The following is a 17,088-nucleotide window of genomic DNA, read 5'->3' on the forward strand; positions in this document are numbered from 1 at the left end:
CGACCGCCCCGCGGTCGCGGATCGCTGTCACCGTTTCGTCACCGTAATCGCACCCTGGCGTAACAAACCCCCGCCAGGGCAGCGACGAACGACCGGTGCGGAGAGCATCGGCGCTACACGGCTCAGGGGGAGCATCATGCACGTCCATCGTTTCGCCATCCGCGGCTTTGCGGGGGCTTCGCTCATCGCACTCGCCGTCTCGAGTGTGCCGGCATGCGCCGCGCCCCGTCCGGTGACCGACGCCCCCTCCCCGCCGGGGCGGCGGCACCGGGGCCGACCGTATCGGGGCGCGTCTACGATGCGACCGGCGTCGCGCTGCCGGGCGCGCGCATCGTCGTCGAGGCGACCGGACTGGAAACGACCACCAACCTGCAGGGTGAGTTCACCATCGCCGCGCCCGATGCGACCGGCGATGTCGTGCTACTGATCGATTATCTCGGCCGGCCACGGGCGACGCGGACCATCGCCGCGGCCGAGCGTGGCCGCGACGTGTCGTTCACGCTGCCGGCCGCGGGCGAGAATGCCGATGGTTCGGGGACGGACATCGTCGTCACCGGCGCCTCGCTGCTCGACAACACCGCACGCGCGCTCAACCAGCAGCGTTCGGCGGACAATACGATCACCGTCATCTCGGCGGACGCGATCGGCCGTTTCCCCGATCCCAACATCGCCGAGGCGCTGCAGCGCGCGCCGGGCGTCGGCATCGAGCGCGACCAGGGCGAAGGCCGCTACATCAACGTGCGGGGCGCACCATCGGAATTTAGCGCGATCTCGGTCGACGGTATCCAGATTCCCTCGGTCGACCCCACCACGCGGGCCGTGGACCTCGACACGCTGCCGTCGGACATCGTCGCCAATCTGGAAGTGACCAAGTCGCTGCTGCCCTATCAGGATGCGGATTCGATCGCCGGCGCGGTCAACATCACGACGCGCTCGCCGTTCGATCGCAAGGGCTTCGCGCTGACCGGCATGGCGGGCGCCAGCTACAACCAGTTCGGCAAGGGTAGCGATTATCGCGGCTCGGGTGCGATCAGCGATACCTTCGGTGCCGATCGCCAGTTCGGCCTGCTGCTGTCGGGCAGCTATTCGCGTACCCATCGCCGCCCCGACAATGTCGAGAATACGTGGAGCGCGACACCCGCCGGGCTGCGCGTCACCGAAACCCTGTTCAAGGATTACGACACCAAGCGCACGCGGATGGCCGGCACCGGCGCGTTCGAATGGCGCCCGTCCGATGCGACGCGGGTCTGGGTGCGCGGCACCTATGCCCGGTTTGAGGACGACGAATTCCGCGACCGGATCGGCATCCTGTGGAGCGAGGGGACGTTGCAATCGGGATCGACCGATCGCGCCGCGACCTACACCAACACGCGTATCGAAAAGCAGGTGCGCCACAGGAAGCAGATCAACGAGATCTGGACCGCGACCGTCGGTTTCGAACAGCGACTGGGCGAAGGCACGATCCGCGGCGACGTCGCCTATAGCGAAAGTTCGCAGACCTATCCGCGCCGCGACGAACTGCTGTTCCGCTCGTCGCTGCGGCCGACGCTCTCCTACAATTTCGCCAATGCGAACCTGCCGACCTATTCGCTGTTCACCACCAACGAACACCTCCAGACCGGCACCTATGCGTTCCGCGAGAACACCTATCGGTCGAACACGACGAAGAACGACGAACTGACCGCCGCCATCCGCATGGACCTGCCGGCGAACGAGACGATCACGCTGTCGAGCGGCGGCAAGTATCGCGAACGCCACATCAGCGCCGACGAGGAGCGGTTCCGCGACCGGCGTGCGTCCGCCGCGCCCAGCCAGACGCTCGCCGGCTTCCTGTCGGACGAGGAGTCGCGCAACTTCGACTATAACCTCGGCAATCGCATCGATACCGGGCTCGCCGATGCCTATTTCGACGCGACCAAGGCGGCATCGGAACGCCGCCTGCCGCAGTCACTGACCGCCGACTACACCGCCGAGGAGCAGATCCTCGGCATGTTCGGCATGGCGAAATACATGAAGGACGGCACCACGCTGATCGCCGGCCTGCGCGTCGAGACGACCAACTTCAAAAGCCAGGCGCCGGTCGTGTCGCGCACCGGCGTGGTCAGCATGGCCTCGGGCAAGAGCGGCTATGTCGACTTCTTCCCCAACCTGACGCTACGCCAGGCGTTCACCCCCAATGTGATCCTGCGCGCGGCGCTGAGCCGGGCGATCAACCGCCCGAACTTCCCGCAGCTCGCCCCGCGCGTGCTCGAGACGACCGAGGGCAATACCGTACGCGTCGAATTCGGCGCGCCGGGGCTCGATCCGACGCTGTCGAACAACGTCGACGCGGGCCTCGAATATTACATCCGGCCGCTCGGCGTGATTTCGGTCAACGGCTTCTACAAGGACCTGACCGATTACCGCTACACGGTGAACAGCACCGGCGTGTACCAGGGCCTGCCGGCGATCTTCAGCCGCCCGGTCAACGCGCGCCAGGGCAAGCTGTACGGGGTCGAGGTCAACTGGCAGCAGCAACTGTCATTCCTGCCCGGTCTGCTCGGCGGCTTCGGCGTGTTCGCAAACTACACCTACACCCGCGGCGATGCCCAGTTCGACGCCGCCTACGCCGGGCGCAGTCGCTTCGCGCTGCCCGGCCAGTCGAAGCACATGTGGAACGCCAGCGTCTTCTACGAACGCGGGCCGGTGAACCTGCGCGTCGCCTATACCAAGCGCAGCGATTACCTCGACGAGATCAACGCCGACAACCCCGCGCTCGATCTGTATTGGGAGGGGCGCGGCCAGCTCGACGTCACCGGCAGTGTGCAGCTGATGAAGGGCATCAACCTGTTCGCCGAGGGCAAGAACCTCACCAACACCGCCGGCGTCCGCTATTTTGGTGAGCGCTACCGCGTCTACGAATATGAGAAGTTCGGCTACACGCTGTTCGGCGGTGTGCGGGTGAAGCTGTGAGGCGCGCCCTCCCCTTCCTGCTGCTCGCCGGATGCGCCACGGTGCCGGTCGCGGCGCCGCTGGCGGACGCACCCACCGTCGCGGCGAGCGCGGAGACCGATCCGGTCGATACCGCCGCGGATGCCGCGGACGACCCCGCGATCTGGCGCAACCCGCGTGACCCGGCGCAAAGCCTCGTCATCGGCACCGACAAGAAGGCGGGGATCCACGTATACGACCTGAAGGGCAAGCGCGTGTCCTTTACGCCGGCCGCGCGGCTCAACAACGTTGACCTGCGCGATATTGGCGGCCGGGTGATGGTGGCAGCAAGCGATCGTGCGGACGTGGCCCAGGCGCATGTCGCGCTGTTCACGCTCGACACGTCGACAGGTCGACTTATCGCGATGGGGCGCTATCCGGTCGGTCCCGGCGAAGCCTATGGCATGTGCCTGTGGACGCGGGCGAGGGATAAGGCGCTGTTCGGCTTCGTCGTGCTGAAGGACGGCCGCATCGACCAGGTCGCGATCGATACAAGCGGCCCCGCCCCGCGCGTCACCACGGTGCGCAGTATGAAGCTCGCCACCCAGGCCGAAGGCTGCGTCGTCGACGATCGCACGGGGCTGCTCTACGTCGCCGAAGAGGACATCGGCCTGTGGCGCTTCGCCGCGGACCCCGCCGCGCCGGTCACTGCCACCCCGATCGCGCAGGTCGACGGAAAGACCTTGGTCGCCGACGCCGAAGGCCTCGCGCTCGCCCCGGCTGGCCGCACCGGTGGCTATCTCGTCGCCTCGAGCCAGGGCGACAATGCCTATACGCTCTACCGTCTGCCGAACGCCACCTACGCCGGCCGCTTCCGCATCGGCGGGGGCAGCATCGATGGCACCAGCGATACCGATGGCATCGAACTGGCTTTAGGCGACTTCGGCCCGGATTACCCCAAGGGACTGTTCGTCGCGCAGGACGGCGACAACGCGCCCGAAACGCAGAACTTCAAATATGTCAGCTGGGCAAAGGTGTTGAAAGCGCTCGTCTTGTAAAAGTGTCGACACTTCGACACGTCGAAACGATGGGTTGATAGGCCGTTCCGATCCGGCGCGTCGCACGCCTTCGTCGGGCGAGCAGTACCCGCACGTAGCGCAGCGCCCCTCCCTCATCGACGAAACTGCGGACTAGGGTATGCCCCTGCCAGCCGATCCGGCCCCAGCCGGTTTCGATCATCACCCGTCCGAATAGATCGCGATACGCGGCGATATGCCAGCGCCGGCGGATGTTGCGGGCGGCGTCGATTGCGATGAGATCGACAGGCGTGAACGGCAGCGTATCCATTGCCTGATTCTAGGCTGGGGCGCTGACCTGCTCCCCGTTTTTAGGCCGCTGATAAGTTAGCTTCGGTGTTCTCATGCCCCTGGCGGGGGCGGTTCGTGAACTCGGCGGGCGCCATACCGCCGAGGCTGCTGTGCGGACGCACGGTGTTGTAGTCCGTCCGCCATGCCTCGATGATCCGTCTCGCCGCAGCCAGCGAGGCGAACAGGTGCTCGTTCAGGCACTCATCGCGCAAGCGACCATTGAACGATTCCACGAAGCCGTTCTGCTGCGGCTTGCCCGGAGCGATGTAATGCCATTCTACCCCGGTGTCTTGGCACCAAGCCAGAACGGCATGACTGGTCAGTTCGGTTCCGTTGTCGCTGACCACCATGCACGGCAGCCCCCGACGCTCGGCGATGGCGGCGAGCTCACGGACGACACGCCGACCCGACAACGAGGTATCGACGATACACGCCAGGCACTCCCGGCTGTAATCGTCGATGACGTTGAGGACGCGGAACCGCCGGCCGCAGGCCAATGCATCCGACACGAAGTCGAGCGACCAGCGCTGGTTGGGGCCCTGCGGGATCGCCATCGGCGCCCGCGTGCCCAACGCCCGTTTCCGGCCGCCACGCTTGCGCACCGTCAGCCGCTCCTCGCGATACAGCCGGTACACCTTCTTCAGGTTCATGCCCTTGCCTTCACACCTGAGCAGGATCGCCAGCCGGCGATAGCCGAACCGGCGACGTTCGTTCGCGATCTCGCGCATCCGCTCGCGGACAGCATCGTCCTTTCCGCGAAGCGGCTCATATTGCCATGCCGACCGGTTGACCCCGATCAGTCTGCAGGCGCGACGCTCGGAGAAGCCGTGGTCGGTCATCAGCTTCTCCACCGCAGCGTAGCGATCCACAGACCGGGTCAGTTTTTTCCCAGCAGATCCTTCAGCGCCGACACGTCCAGCATCGACTCCGCCAGCAGCTTCTTCAGCCGCCGGTTCTCGTCCTCCAGCGTCCGCAACCGCGCCGCTTCCGACACGGTCATCCCGCCGTACTTCGACTTCCAGTTGTAGAACGTCGCATCGCTGATGCCGTGCTTCCGGCACAGCTCGGTGGTCTTCACGCCAGCCTCGTGCTCACGCAGCACGCCTATGATCTGATCCTCGGTAAAACGGCCTCGACGCATCGCTCGTCTCCATCTGACGAGCTAACTTAGCAATGGCATGATTTTCGGGGAGCAGGTCAGCGCGCATCGTGTCTGGCGAGTTTTCTGAATCGTCGGCATCTGGGCAATCGAGCCGCTGAATCACGGGATAGACCGGCCGCTTAATCGCCATCAATCATGCGCCGGACGCGTTTGCTGACCAACCGACCGGCCATGGCCAGAGCAAGAACCGCAATTGAGCTGCCCCAGATTACGGCCACGGCTATCAACAGCCAGCGCATCCGGGTGAACCGTCAGTAGCGGATACGCGCCTTCAGCGTATGCGCCGCGGCGCCTAGGCTCAGCCCGAATGCAAGCGAGCCAGCTACATAGCCAAGGACGAGTCCAACCATCCCAACTCCTAACCGGTCCCATCATTGGTGATGGTGACAGGAGTAACATAGGGGTGATTCATAAAACTGCCACATGCATTTTCGAAACGTCGGTCTGGACGAACCACTCAGCCGATATCTGGCCATGGCGGCTGATCCGCGCCGTGGCGCTGTCTGCGGTATCCCGTCGGCGACTTCCGCTCAGAATGCGTTGCGGTGCAGGATCACGCGAACGGTCAGGAAAATGATCTTCAGATCGCGCCAGATCGACCAATTCTCGAGATATTCCAGATCGGCTTGCAACCGGTTCTTCAGGTCGTCCTCGATCAGCGTCGCGCCGCGAAAGCCGCGCACCTGGGCCAGGCCGGTGAGCCCCGGCTTGGTGGCGTGGCGATCCCAGTAGCGCTGATCGACTTCCCAGAACAACTTGTCCGCCGCGCGCGATCCCAGTGCGTGCGGGCGTGGGCCGACGATGCTCATGTCGCCCTTCAGCACATTGACGAGCTGCGGCAGCTCATCAAGGCTGGTCTTGCGGATGATCCGCCCGACACCGGTGATCCGATCGTCATTGCGTGAGGCCGAACGATGCCCCGCCCCGTCCAGCTGCTGGACGTACATCGAGCGGAACTTGAACATACTGAACATCTGGTTGCCGCGGCCGATGCGCACCTGTTTGAACAGGATGGGGCCTGCACTGTTCAGTCGCACTGCGATCGCGGTGATGATCAGCAAGGGTAGCAGGCACAGCAGCGCCGTGGACGCCACAGCGATGTCGAACAGGCGCTTGACGATCCGGTCGGTCAGGCTGAGCGGCCCCGCCGCGACGATGATCGAGGGGACGTCGCGATTGGGTCCGAGGCCGAGCGGCGCGAGCGCGGCAAGTTCGGGGACGACGATCTCGCTCTGCACGTTGGCACCACGCAGCGCCTTGGCCCATGCCATGCGATGTTCGGGCGCGCAGGTCACTACCACGCGATCGGCGCTGGCGATCAGCGTCGCGAGGCGATCGTACATGTGCGGATCATGCTCGTCCGGATCGAAATAGGATTCCGCCGCCATGATCATCGAGAATTTGCCCGGCGGAATCGGAGCACCCCGATCGCATAGCAGGATCGAGCTAAACGGATTGCCGCCGACGACCCAGTTGAGGTGGCGGACGAAGCCGTAGCGGGCAACGACGAGAAACAGCGCCGCGAGCGTTGAACCGAGCGCGATCGTCAGCCGCGGGAATGCCGTGCTCGACTTGAGGTAGAAGACGACTAGAATGACGCTGCCGATCGCCAGCGCGAGCGCCTGCAGCCCGCGCCGGATCGCGCGGAACGGGTCCTGGAAATTGACCGCGTCATAGGCATCGATGTTGGACGCGAACAGCGCATAGACCGGCAGCAGCACGAGCGCGAACACCAGCCAACCTGTGTCGATGACCATCGACTGCCGCAGGATCGCCGTGCACAGGAAGCCACCGAAGATCGCGGCCAGATCGGTACTGAGCAGGTACAGGACGGCGCGGAACTGGAGCAGTGCGCTACGAGGCCGCCAATGGGTCTTGATGTCGGAGGCCCGGTCCGAAACCTGATGCAGGGCGCGATCCTGTGCAACTGGCGGATCGACATTATCCAACATTGCCCACGCACACCTTATCTGTTTGGCGCCCAGCGGTTTACGGGCAACCGCTAATAACCGTTTCGATGGATAATCTCAATGTGGCCGCACTCGTCGGACACAAAATGGCTACTCATCACAGTATGGGGGTATTGTCAGGATTAGATCGATTGCCGAGTTTTGTAAAGCATTCTTCGCGGCGACGGTCCCCCGCTCTTCGTTCCGCAAACGGCAAGGGTGTCGGCGCTTCCTCGATTGCGGCCAGAATAGCGCGGCCATAAGCCGTCTTGACCAGCGCCCGGCCCCGTTCCTCCGCAGCTTCGCGCGATATGAACCCCTGTAGGTAAGCGATCTCTTCCAAGCAGGCGATCTGGATGCCCTGACGATGCTGTATGGTGCGAACGAACTCGGCCGCTTGGAGCAGGCTGTCGTGGGTACCGGTATCGAGCCAGGCAAAGCCGCGACCCATCGGCTCGACGTATAGTGCGTCCGCGTTTAGATAGCGGCGGACAAGGTCAGTGATTTCGAGTTCGCCTCTTTCCGAGGGGGTCAATCCAGCAGCCAGATCGCACACCTGCCGATCAAAGACGTACAGCCCGGTGATCGCGTGACTGGATCGCGGTCGTTCAGGTTTTTCCTCGATCGATACGGCTCGGTTCTTAGCGTCTAATTCGATCACGCCATAGCGTTCGGGGTTTTCTACGCGGTAGGAGAAGATGGTGGCCCCACCCCCGCCGCCTTCGACCCGGTCGACAGCGCGGCGCAGCATCGGCACCAGGCCGTTGCCAAAAAAGATGTTGTCGCCAAGTACCAGCGCCACTGGCTCGCCCGCGATCCAGTCGCGACCGATGGTGAACGCCTGTGGCAGGCCCTCGGGACGCGGCTGTTCCGCATAGGCGATGCTCAGGCCCAGCGCCGATCCATCATTAAACAGCGTACGATAATGCGGCAGATATTCGGGGCTCGAGATGATGAGAATTTCGCGGATGCCGGCGAGCATCAACACCGACAGCGGATAGTAGATCATCGGTTTATCGTAGACGGGCAGCAACTGCTTGTTGACGACAAGCGTCGCCGGATGGAGCCGCGTACCTGTGCCGCCGGCGAGGATGATGCCCTTCATGAGCTCGGATATAGCAGTCAGCGATAAAAAATGGTTAGAATAAATCCGGCCGGCGGAGCCGTAGAGCCTGGAGTAGCATAAATAGCTTGGCATCGGTCATCCGGCCACTTGTCACATCCGCCCAGAGAGTCGCCAATTTCTCTTCGCGCGCGTCGATCGTCTCAAGTTCCTCGGCCATTCCACCGCCCAAGCCAGTGCGATCATTGGTAGTATATTCAGCAAGGAATAGGTGGACCCGCTCGGTGGTGGATGAAGGAGTCATCCAAACCTGGGCAACAGGTTCAAGCTGACGCAGTCGCAGGCCGGTTTCCTCGTATGCTTCACGATAAGCGGTGTCAGCCGGGGCTTCGCGCTCGGTCGCGCCGGCGATCGCCTCGGGGAAAGGCGCCTCGCCCAGATACAATACCGCATCGCGCGTCTGGCGTACTGTCATGGCGACACGGCGGTCAGGATCATAGGCGAGGACTGTTGCGCCCGAGACATGCTCGACGATTGCCCGCTCGCATTCGGTTCCACTGAGGCGCAGGCGCAGCATGATGAGGCTGAGCCAGCCTCGGTATAGGGGGCGGCTGGTGAGGACGGTATCGGTCATGCCGCACCGGCTAGGCGGGGGACGGTGCCCTCGCAATTGTAAAGCGCTGCTTCAGGCAGCCATGGCGTTATTGAGTCCCCGCCGTATGTCCGCCGCCTGTGCAGCAACAATAGGGCGCCACCAGGCTTCGTTGCCCAGATACCAACACACCGTCATCTCCAACCCGGTCTCAAAGCTTTCCCGCGGAGTCCAGCCAAGTTCGTCTCGAATGCGCGTAGCGTCGATCGCATAACGCAGGTCATGGCCGGGACGGTCGGCGACGAAGCCGATCTGCGTTACATAGGAGCGGCCGTCCTGGCGTGGACGCAATCGATCGAGCGTTGCACAGAGCGTTTCCACGACGTCAATGTTGCGGCGTTCGGCATTGCCGCCGATGTTGTAGCGTCGCCCGGGCTTGCCCCGTTCGAACACGGCCTGCAGTGCGCGGACATGATCGTCTACGAACAGCCAGTCGCGTACGTTCTCGCCGCGGCCGTATACCGGCAAGGTTTCGCCGGCGAGTGCCTTGACGATCATCAGCGGGATCATCTTTTCGGGAAAGTGATACGGTCCATAATTGTTCGAGCAATTGGTAATGAGCACCGGCAGGTCATAGGTATGCCCCCAGGCGCTGACCAGATGATCTGACGCCGCCTTACTCGCCGAATAGGGTGACCGCGGATCGTAGGGCGTGTTCTCGGTAAACAGGCCAGTCGGGCCTAGGCTTCCGAACACCTCGTCTGTCGAGACATGGTGGAAGCGGAATGTAGCGCGATCGGCGGGTGCGAGATCCAGCCAATAGGCGCGGGCCGCCGACAGCATTGTGAAGGTGCCGACGACATTGGTGTCGATGAAGGCGCCCGGTCCGTCGATCGAGCGATCGACATGGCTCTCCGCGGCAAGGTGCGTGACGATGTCGGGCCGAAAATCCCGGAGCGCGGCCAAAACCGCGGTACCATCGCGAATGTCGCCGTGGACGAGGCGGCAGCGCAGATTGTCGGCGACCGGTGCGAGCGCATTGAGCGTACCGGCGTAGGTCAGTGCGTCATAGACCAGCACTTCGTACCCGGTGTTACGGATCAGGTGGCGAACGAGCGCCGAGCCGATGAAGCCGGCTCCGCCGGTAACGAAGATGCGCATGAGCCCGATTCTAGTGTCTGAAAGTTAATCCATCGCTGCAGCTACACTAGGTTGCTTGGACAAAGGTTGACGTCGTGAACTGCGGTTAATTCAACGCTGCCATTTGGAGGCGGCCTTGGGTGAGCGGATCGGGTTGTCGGATGCGGAGTGGGGGGATCGTCGATGCGTTGCTGCCGGCCGAGCGCGGTAGGGGCTGCCGCCCGGCGTGGGACAACCGCCGCTACTCCGAAGGCATGATGTGGATCGCCCGGACAGGGGCGCAATGGCGGCGGCTGCCAGATGAGTATGGCAAGTGGAACAGCGTGTTCCGCCGTTATCGGCGGTGGACGACGACCGGCGTGTTCGACGCGCTGCTTGAGACGCTGGCCGAGGTAGTCGCGCGGGACGGCAGCGCCGACATGATCGACAGCACGGTCGTGTGGGCGCACCACTGCGCGGCGGGGATAAAAAGGAATTGGGCACGCGGAGGCGCCCGGCCGTTCGCGCGGCGGGTTCACAACCAAGCTCCACGCCAGGTGCGACGCTCAGGGACCGCTTGCCCTCGTGCTGACACCCGGACAGGCGCATGATGTCAAAGGCTTCCCCCCGCTGATGCGCATGATTGGCGACTGGATCAACGTCGTGCGCGCTGACAAGGGCTATGACGCCGATGCGATCCGGGAGGAGCTGTCTGGCTGAGATCTAAGGCGGTGATCCCCGCTAGAGTTAACCGCCGCCATCCCGCGCCGCGCGACCGTGTGAAGTATCGCTGGCGCAACCGCATCGAGCACTTCTTCAACAAGCTGAGGAACTGGCGACGCGTCGCGACCCGCTACGACAAAACGGCCAACTCCTATATCGGCTTCATCAGTCTTGCCTCAGCCTTGCTCTGGCTACCCTTGGTCCACGTGACCTAGCTCAATGTCGTCATGTAGATACGTCAACATTCCACAACGTTGACGGCCAGCCCCCCAGGCTCGTCTCCTTATATTGCGAGCGCATGTCCTCGCCGGTCTGGCGCATCGTCTCGATCACCGCGTCTAGGCTGACGACATGGCTGCCGTCGCCGCGCAGAGCTAGATAGGCAGCGTTGATGGCCTTCACCGCGCCCATCGTGTTGCGCTCGATGCAGGGGATTTGCACCAACCCGCCGATTGGGTCGCAGGTGAGGCCAAGGTTATGTTCCATGCCGATCTCCGCGGCATTCTCGATCTGGCCGTTGCTCCCGCCCAACACCGCTGCGAGAGCGCCCGCCGCCATCGAGCAGGCGACGCCGACCTCGCCCTGACAGCCCATCTCGGCCGCCGAGATCGACGCGCGCTTCTTGTACAACATGCCGATCGCCGCGGCGGTCAGCAGGAACGTGCGTGCGCCTTCCCGCCGCGTGGCCTCGTCACGCGCGATCAGCGTTTCGTAGAAGCGCAGCACGGCGGGCAGCACGCCCGCGGCACCGTTAGTCGGCGCGGTGACGACGCGGCCGCCCGCCGCATTCTCCTCGTTCACCGCGAGCGCCCAAAGGCTGACCCATTCGAACACTTCTGCGGGATTGCTGCCAGGCGTATCGCCGGTCAGCCCCTGTTCGATCGCGCGCGCTCGGCGCCTGACCTTCAGGCCGCCGGGCAGGATGCCGTCCTGCGCCATGCCGCGGTCGATGCAGGCGTGCATTGCGGTGCGGACATCGTCGAGGAAGGCGTCGGTTTCGGAAACCTCGCGCCACGCGGTCTCGTTCGCGCGGACGATGTCGGCAATCGACAGGCCCGTCTCGTCGCCCAGCACGAGCAATTCGGCGCCCGAACTGAACGGATGGCGCACCGCGATGTTGCTCGCCGACTCCGGCGCGCCCTTGCGCAGGATCGCACCCCCGCCGATTGAGAAATAGGTCTCGGCGTAGGTTCCGCCATCGGCGAGGCGCGCGGTGAACGTCATGCCGTTGGGATGTTCGGGCAGGAATTCGCGAGAGTGGAAGACGATATCGGTGGCCGCGAAATCAACCGGGTGAGTGCCAGCGAGCGGCAGGCAGCTCTGCACGGCGATATCAGCGAGGATGCGCGGTGCCGCATCGGGATTCAGCCGCTCGGGCTCCCAGCCGGCAAGGCCTAGGATGGTGGCGGTATCGGTCGCATGGCCATGGCCGGTCAACGCGAGGCTGCCGTACAGATCGCAGGTGACGCGTACCGGCGCTTCTACCCCTTCTCCGCTGTATCCCACGGCCCGCTGTGCGAAGTCGAACGCCGCGCGCATCGGCCCGACGGTGTGCGAACTCGACGGGCCAATGCCAATCGTGAACAGCTCGGTGACACTGATCGGCCGGTTCAGCCCGCGGTCAAGCGCAGCGGGTAGGGGTGTAGACGTGTCGACGTGCATGCATGTCCCCATCGCCGGACATATCCGGCCGTGCGCATGCCCCATCTGTCGCTTGTGCCTGAGATCGCTATCCCGTCGGCGGACGTGGGGTCGCCCCTGCGCCTCTCTCCAGATATCCTCGCATCGCCATGGTCCTTCTGCCTGAGAGTTTCCGGGGCGGTTGCTCCTTCGGCGCCGGGGCTGAACCCGGTCTCTCCCATGTCGATGGACACGGGTATCGGCGGGGGCGGGGTAGGCGTCAAGGGTGGGTTTGACCTGAGCCCTGTGGATTGGTCCGTTCTTTGTGAGAAATTCCCGGTTAGGTTTGGCAGATGCCGGACGAGGGAATCCGTCAATGAAGAAGTCGAGGTTCAGCGAGGCAGATCGCGTTCATTCTCAAGCAGGCCGAGGATGGAACGACCGTGGAGGAGGTATGTCGGAAAGCCGGCATCTCGATCCAGACCTACTATCGATGGCGCAGCAAATACGGGGGTCTGATGCCGTCGGAGATGAAGCGCCTCAAGGTGCTGGAGGAGGAGAACGTCCGGCTGAAGCGGCTGGTGGCGAACCTCAGCCTGGACAAAGAGATGCTGCAGGATGTCATCCGCCGAAAAATGTAGGGCCTGGTCGAGCCCGGGAGATCGTCGGCTATTTGCAGGCGAGCTACCAGGTCAGCGAACGGCGAGCCTGCGGCGCGTTTCCGATCAATCGATCGACCCAGCGCTATCAGTCCCGCCGCCTCGATCAGGCCGGCCTCAAGATGCGGATCAAGGAGTTGGCTGCGACCCGTGTTCGCTACGGGTATCGACGCATCCATGTTCTGCTCCGGCGGGAGGGCTGGGAGATCAACCACAAGCGCACTCATCGGCTGTATCGCGAACTCGGGCTGCAGCTGCGCAACAAGACGCCCAAGCGCAAGGTGAAGGCGAAGCTGCGCGATGACCGGACGCCGGCGACGGCGCCCAACGAGTGCTGGTCGATGGATTTCCTGTCGGACCAGCTGTTCGACGGGCGCAAGATCCGGGTGCTGTCGATCGTCGACAACTTCACGCGCGTGTCGCCAGCGCTCGATGTACGGATGAGCTATCGTGGCTCTGACGTGGTGGAAACGCTCGACCGCATTGCCGCGGCACACGGTCGCCCCAAGCGCATACGTCTGGATAATGGGCCGGAATTCATCTCGAAGGATCTCGATCTATGGGCCTATCAGCATGATGTAGTGCTGGACTTCAGCCGCCCCGGCAAACCGACCGACAATGCGTTTGCGGAGGCGTTCAATGGCCGCGTGCGGGCCGAATGCCTCAACGCATACTGGTTCTTGAGCTTGGACGACGCACGGGTAAAATGTGAGGCGTGGCGGCGCGATTACAACGAGCACCGTCCGCATAGCTCCCTCGGCAACCAGACCCCGATGGAGCGCGCTTTTTCGTCAGGGCAGGCATGCCTGCCCTGACGAAAAGAGAGCCGGTTTTCTCATAAAGACCGGACCTAAGACGGGGTGAGGCTCAAAAGCGCCGGAAACTCTCACTCAGCTTGGATGAAAAAAGAGGGAGGACGTCAAGGGCTCAGGTCAACCCTAAGAACGGTACTCAATCACAGGAGCGCTGGCTCCAGCCATTACATGCTTCTTGAGAGAAGCAAACGGTCGCCAGCGGACATCCTCACGTCGGGTAGGAATTATGCTTGCGCAGACATGTCGAGGACTTGCCACGCCACCATGTCGACATGTAGAGGTGGTTTCATGCCAGTTATCGCGATCATTAGTCAGAAGGGGGGAGCGGGAAAAACGACTCTCGCCATCCACCTCGCAGCCGCGGCTCAGGACGCTGGCCGGGTCGTGCTCATCATCGATACCGATCCGCAGGCAACAGCCAGTCAATGGGCAGCATGGCGCAGCGATGCACCGCCGGAGGTGATCGACAGCCCACCCCCGCGCCTCGCCGCCAAAGTCGAGGCCGCCCGCGCACAGGGTGCCGAGCTGATCGTCATCGATACGCCACCTCACGCCGACAGCGCCGCCCGCGCCGCGGTTGAGGTCGCCGATTTGGTGCTGATCCCGTGCCGGCCTAGCGCCTTCGACCTCTCGGCAATTCAAATCACCGCGAAGCTCGTCCAGCTTCTCAAGAAACCCGCCTATGTTGTCTTCACTGCCGGCAGCCCCAATGCGCCACGTGTCTATCAGGAGGCGGGCGAACTAGTGGAGGGATTCGGCACGCCGCCCTGTCCGATTCAGATTCCTGACCGCGCTGCCTATCGCCACGCCAGCGGCGAAGGCCGCACCGTTATGGAATACGAACCCGGCGGTAAGGCTGCCGATGACATTCGTCAAATTTACACGTGGACATGTCGACAGGTCGGCCTATCTGCGCCCCGCAAACCAACTAACCGGAAAGCCGCTGCATGAGCCGCAAACCCAGCTTTGCCAACCTGCGCTCTGGCCTGGTGTCGGCCCCAACCGTAGAGCCAGCTTTCGCCGCTACCTCAGCCGTACCGGCGAGCCGCCAAGGCCGGAAACAAATCGCTGGTTTCTTTAGCCCCGAAATGTCGTTCGCAATGCATACGCTAGCAAGGCGCCAAAGTAGGAGCCTTCAGGCTTTGATGGCCGAAGCTTTTAACGATGTGCTAAGAAAGCACGGAGAAAGTCCGATCGGGGATTAAAAGTAGCGCTAGCATATTATAACGCATTTCCTGATTATATTCAATATAAACATTCTCGTAAATTTATCTATCGAAGACATAGTGTCCTTCCATATCATCAATAAATCTAACATAGTATACGTCTATAGGCTGTATACTAAGGATTGTACTAGTTATCAAATGCGCGACCGCGCAAAAACTCGGCGGGATTTCCCGAATTAATTGTCCAAGCCGCAAGATCGCGCATAGCTACACCACGAGCGCCAAGCACAGCGCCTTCATCAACTCGAACTCCGGGCCCTACAAAGGATTCCGCAGCAATCCAGGCATGATTTTCTATCACGATCGGTCTTATCTGCAATTGAAAGTGGCAATCCGAGACATCATGACTGCTGGCGCATAATGACGCATCCTGCGACACGGTGACGTGATCGCCGATCGTGATCCTGCCTTGATTATAGCAACGTACGCGGGGCCCGAGCACCGAACCACTACCAATGTCGAGGTTAGCGGGTAGCCAAATATTTACGCTGGAATAAATCCGCGTACCTTTGCCTATTCTTGCGCCAAATAGCCGCAAAATTAGTGCGCGCCAGCTATGAAGTGGAGGGGGCGTCCAGCGGGCAAGGCATAGCCAGCTGATTCCCCACAATACCCGCATCAGGCGATTGGCCAAGCTGAAGCTAGGTCCGCCAGTGGCGCTCCTTGCAGCCTCTGCGCTCAACGGATCAGATCCGCTTGGCTGCTTCACGAATTCCGCTCCAATATGCGGTGATATGCCGCCATCCACTGCTCGCTGACAATCTGCGGCGAAAAGCACTGAGTGGCAAGATCTCGTGCTGCCGCACGGCGACGTTGCCGTGCGGCCCCACTCTCATCGAGCAAGACCGCTAGTGCAGCTGCAATGGAATGGGCGTCAACGCCACTGTCGATGGCGGCACCGCTGGTGAAGCCGACCGGTAAGTTGCAATGTTGCGACATGGCAACGGGGATGCCGGAAGCCCAGCTTTCAAGGATTACCATTGGCAAACCCTCACTATGAGATGGCAAGGCGAGCGCCGTTGCACTCCCAATTAATGCCCGCTTGGCGTCGCCGTAGACGGGGCCGGTAAAGGATAATCGGGAATCTAGAACTAAGTCGATACGTGCCTGCAGCGCGGCAACATGTATTGGATCCCCCCAACCAGCGATCGTAAGTTGTGGTGCAGCTGGGCCCCGCTGTTTGACCAGAATTTGCCAAGCGTCGATCAATCCGTCAATGTTCTTCTTAGGGTGGATGCGACCCAGATAGACGATACGGGCCGTAGCCGAGTCGCGCCCTTCATTGTCATATAGGTGCGCATCTACGGCGTTCGGAATGACGGCAATAGCGTCATTGCCCGTTTCACGCTGGATGTCTGCGGCCTCAGCGCGGGTAAGTGCATGGAAAAGATTGGCACGCCGCCAGCTGCGATGTTCGTAGCCAAGCCGGGCGATTGCCTTTTTGGCCTGCCCGCGCTGCGTGATCCAAGGGTCCAGCATTCCATGTGGAGAGATGACATATGGACGACGCGTCACGGCAGCCCAGCGCTCCGCCAAATGAGATGTTGCCATCCAGATGCCATGAAGATGTAGAAGGTCGATGTCGGCCGCGGCCAGCTTGCGTCCCAGATCGGGGCTGTATCCTATCTGGCTCGGTCCCAACGTCCGCCCCAACTGCACCGGGATTCCATCGAAACGACTACGGTCGTCCGCACTGTGTAGGTCCTCCAGTGCAAAGATGACGGGATCAGCGCCGGCTGCGCACAGCATGGCTGCATGGGCAACGACTGCCTCGAAGACGCCTCCGCCCAATCGCGAGGCCCAGGGCGACAACAGGCCAACCCGTAATCGTCGATCGCGCACTGTCCTGCTCACCTTCTGTGTTGTAGCCTGGTTCATTGGGA

The 17,088-nt window shown here is 62.5% G+C and carries 13 protein-coding genes, 3 pseudogenes and 1 riboswitch; of the genes and pseudogenes, 7 read left to right on the forward strand and 9 right to left on the reverse strand.

The window, feature by feature from the left end:
* Positions 1 to 213 precede the first annotated feature (213 nt).
* Both GTH33_RS00495 and GTH33_RS00500 read left to right on the forward strand, forming a co-directional pair.
* The gene (locus tag GTH33_RS00495; protein ID WP_163956463.1) at positions 214 to 2,952 is read left to right on the forward strand and encodes a TonB-dependent receptor; all 2,739 of its coding nucleotides are present in this window, start codon (positions 214 to 216) and stop codon (positions 2,950 to 2,952) included.
* The gene (locus GTH33_RS00500; protein WP_166753256.1) at positions 2,949 to 3,968 is read left to right on the forward strand and encodes a phytase; all 1,020 of its coding nucleotides are present in this window, start codon (positions 2,949 to 2,951) and stop codon (positions 3,966 to 3,968) included. Before GTH33_RS00495 ends, GTH33_RS00500 begins: the two co-directional genes overlap by 4 nt.
* Here the strand turns inward: GTH33_RS00500 and GTH33_RS00505 are convergent.
* The 6 genes from GTH33_RS00505 to rfbB form a co-directional block, all read right to left on the reverse strand.
* Positions 3,931 to 4,257 carry a WGR domain-containing protein gene (locus tag GTH33_RS00505; protein WP_208404270.1) on the reverse strand — a complete coding sequence of 109 codons (327 nt, stop codon included), beginning with the start codon at positions 4,255 to 4,257 and terminating at the stop codon, positions 3,931 to 3,933. The genes GTH33_RS00500 and GTH33_RS00505 overlap by 38 nt on opposite strands.
* A 40-nt stretch (positions 4,258 to 4,297) precedes the next feature.
* A protein-coding gene (locus GTH33_RS00510) for an IS3 family transposase (RefSeq protein WP_420853562.1) occupies positions 4,298 to 5,418 on the reverse strand; the annotation gives its coding sequence in 2 pieces (ribosomal slippage) (positions 4,298 to 5,166 and positions 5,166 to 5,418; 1,122 coding nt in all).
* 551 nt (positions 5,419 to 5,969) lie between these two features.
* Complete coding sequence (locus GTH33_RS18045; protein ID WP_243848537.1) at positions 5,970 to 7,391, reverse strand: sugar transferase; 1,422 nt, start codon at positions 7,389 to 7,391, stop codon at positions 5,970 to 5,972.
* Positions 7,392 to 7,506: 115 nt separating this feature from the next.
* A complete protein-coding gene (gene rfbA / locus GTH33_RS00520) occupies positions 7,507 to 8,493 on the reverse strand; it encodes a glucose-1-phosphate thymidylyltransferase RfbA (RefSeq protein WP_163956467.1) in 987 nt (328 codons plus the stop codon).
* A gap of 34 nt (positions 8,494 to 8,527) precedes the next feature.
* Positions 8,528 to 9,085: an NUDIX domain-containing protein gene (locus GTH33_RS00525; RefSeq protein WP_163956469.1), complete on the reverse strand. Its 558-nt coding sequence runs from the start codon at positions 9,083 to 9,085 to the stop codon at positions 8,528 to 8,530.
* A 51-nt stretch (positions 9,086 to 9,136) separates the two neighbouring features.
* Positions 9,137 to 10,204, reverse strand: a complete 1,068-nt coding sequence (gene rfbB, locus GTH33_RS00530) for a dTDP-glucose 4,6-dehydratase (protein WP_163956471.1) — start codon at positions 10,202 to 10,204, stop codon at positions 9,137 to 9,139.
* Between the two features lie 140 nt (positions 10,205 to 10,344).
* Here rfbB and GTH33_RS18050 point away from each other — a divergent pair.
* Positions 10,345 to 10,497 (forward strand): annotated as a pseudogene (locus GTH33_RS18050) (transposase); the annotation flags it as partial.
* Between the two features lie 160 nt (positions 10,498 to 10,657).
* On the forward strand, positions 10,658 to 10,882 hold the full coding sequence (locus GTH33_RS18055) for a transposase (protein WP_249054817.1): 225 nt from the start codon (positions 10,658 to 10,660) through the stop codon (positions 10,880 to 10,882).
* Between the two features lie 241 nt (positions 10,883 to 11,123).
* On the opposite strand, the pseudogene GTH33_RS00540 reads toward GTH33_RS18055, so the two are convergent.
* A pseudogene (locus GTH33_RS00540) lies at positions 11,124 to 12,547 on the reverse strand (L-serine ammonia-lyase).
* A gap of 119 nt (positions 12,548 to 12,666) precedes the next feature.
* A riboswitch (glycine riboswitch) is annotated at positions 12,667 to 12,756 on the reverse strand.
* A 125-nt stretch (positions 12,757 to 12,881) separates the two neighbouring features.
* On the opposite strand from GTH33_RS00540, the pseudogene GTH33_RS00545 reads away from it, so the two are divergent.
* From GTH33_RS00545 to GTH33_RS18060, 3 genes and pseudogenes are all read left to right on the forward strand, one after another.
* Positions 12,882 to 13,979: pseudogene (locus tag GTH33_RS00545) on the forward strand (IS3 family transposase).
* 288 nt (positions 13,980 to 14,267) lie between these two features.
* Positions 14,268 to 14,930 carry a ParA family partition ATPase gene (gene parA, locus GTH33_RS00550; RefSeq protein WP_163956475.1) on the forward strand — a complete coding sequence of 221 codons (663 nt, stop codon included), beginning with the start codon at positions 14,268 to 14,270 and terminating at the stop codon, positions 14,928 to 14,930.
* On the forward strand, positions 14,927 to 15,184 hold the full coding sequence (locus GTH33_RS18060) for a ribbon-helix-helix domain-containing protein (RefSeq protein WP_243848532.1): 258 nt from the start codon (positions 14,927 to 14,929) through the stop codon (positions 15,182 to 15,184). Before parA ends, GTH33_RS18060 begins: the two co-directional genes overlap by 4 nt.
* Positions 15,185 to 15,332: 148 nt before the next feature.
* On the opposite strand, the gene GTH33_RS00555 is transcribed toward GTH33_RS18060, so the two are convergent.
* Both GTH33_RS00555 and GTH33_RS00560 read right to left on the reverse strand, forming a co-directional pair.
* On the reverse strand, positions 15,333 to 15,839 hold the full coding sequence (locus tag GTH33_RS00555) for an LbetaH domain-containing protein (RefSeq protein ID WP_243848533.1): 507 nt from the start codon (positions 15,837 to 15,839) through the stop codon (positions 15,333 to 15,335).
* A gap of 71 nt (positions 15,840 to 15,910) precedes the next feature.
* Positions 15,911 to 17,083 (reverse strand): glycosyltransferase, encoded by a 1,173-nt coding sequence (locus GTH33_RS00560; RefSeq protein ID WP_163956478.1) that lies wholly within the window; start codon positions 17,081 to 17,083, stop codon positions 15,911 to 15,913.
* Between the last annotated feature and the right edge of the window lie 5 nt (positions 17,084 to 17,088).

This window comes from Sphingomonas insulae (assembly GCF_010450875.1).
GTDB lineage: Bacteria > Pseudomonadota > Alphaproteobacteria > Sphingomonadales > Sphingomonadaceae > Sphingomonas > Sphingomonas insulae.